The organism is Vreelandella titanicae BH1 (assembly GCF_000336575.1).
GTDB lineage: Bacteria > Pseudomonadota > Gammaproteobacteria > Pseudomonadales > Halomonadaceae > Vreelandella > Vreelandella titanicae.
The window spans coordinates 1-1280 of sequence record NZ_AOPO01000041.1; the positions used below are offsets into that span (position 1 = coordinate 1).

Annotated in this window: 1 protein-coding gene; it reads left to right on the forward strand. The window is 52.2% G+C overall.

Annotated features, from left to right (window positions below; all coding sequences use genetic code 11):
- Positions 1-51: 51 nt before the first annotated feature.
- Positions 52-1280, forward strand: a protein-coding gene (locus tag HALTITAN_RS26160) for an IS3 family transposase (protein WP_425598110.1) whose coding sequence is annotated in 2 segments (ribosomal slippage) — positions 52-568 and positions 568-1280 — 1230 coding nt annotated over the 2 segments. Because the reading frame shifts where the segments join, the coding sequence is not laid out codon by codon here. This gene is flagged as partial in the annotation.

Consider the following 1280-nt stretch of genomic DNA (forward strand, 5'->3'; position numbering starts at 1 on the left):
TGAACTGCACCCCAAAAGTTGGACGCTCATCCAACGATTGGGGTGTTTTTCATGACGAAACATAATGAAGCGTTCAAGTTACTAGTAGTGCAACGCTACGCAGAAGGACAGCAGGGTTACAAGAGTCTGGCCAGACAGTACGGTCTTGGCCCTACAACCGTCAGGCGTTGGGTTAAACACTTTGAACAGCATGGTCTAAGTGGCTTGCAGAAAAAGTTCACCCACTACAGCGCTGAGTTCAAATTAGCGGTGTTGCAACAGATGAGGCAAGAGGAGCTATCAGCCTTACAAGCGACGACTCTGTTCGATATTCGAGGTGGTACGAGCGTCGTACGGCAGTGGGAAAGCCAGTATCATGAAGGAGGCCTCCAAGCGTTGGAGCCTAAAGCCCGAGGACGTCCGACGAAGATGCCTACAACAGAGCCCCCAAAGCCCCCACTTCCACTGACGGATAAGAGCTCGCTGGAGCAGCTGCTCCAAGAGAATGAGTACTTGCGTGCTGAGGTGGCCTACCTAAAAAAGTTGAGGGCCTTGCGTCAGGCAAAAGAACAAGCCGCGCAGAAAAAGCGCAGATAGTCCTTGAGCTGAAGCAAGGCCACCCTTTGGCGGTGCTGCTAAAAGTAGCAGAATTGTCGCGTAGTACGTTCTATTATCAGGCAAGGGCTCAGCAGTTGGAAGATCGGCATGCTGGTCTGAAGCGACGCATTCACGTCCTCTACGAGCATCACAAAGGCCGCTACGGTTATCGCCGAATCACAGCAGCGTTGCGTCAGTCGGGCGAGCAGGTCAACCATAAGACAGTCCAGCGCCTAATGCAGCATCTAGGCTTGAAGTCGCTGGTACGCCCGAAGAAATACCGCTCCTATCGTGGACAACAGGCCAGTGTTCCCAATCTTCTTGCCCGCCAGTTTCATGCTGAACGACCCAACCAAAAGTGGGTAACCGACGTCACGGAGTTTAATATCCGAGGCGAAAAGCTGTACTTGTCGCCTGTGATGGATCTCTACAACGGGGAAATCGTGTCCTACTCAATGCAGAAACAGCCGCAGTACTCGCTGGTAGGGGGGATGCTCAAGAAAGCCTTGGCTAAGTTGGCCGACCAAGACGCGCCTTTACTGCATTCTGATCAAGGCTGGCAATATCAGATGTCAGCTTACCGGCGTAAGCTCAGCGAGCATGGCGTGATTCAGAGCATGTCACGTAAAGGCAATTGCCTGGATAATGCCGCAATGGAGAGCTTCTTTGGTACGCTGAAGTCAGAATATTTTTACCTGAACCGC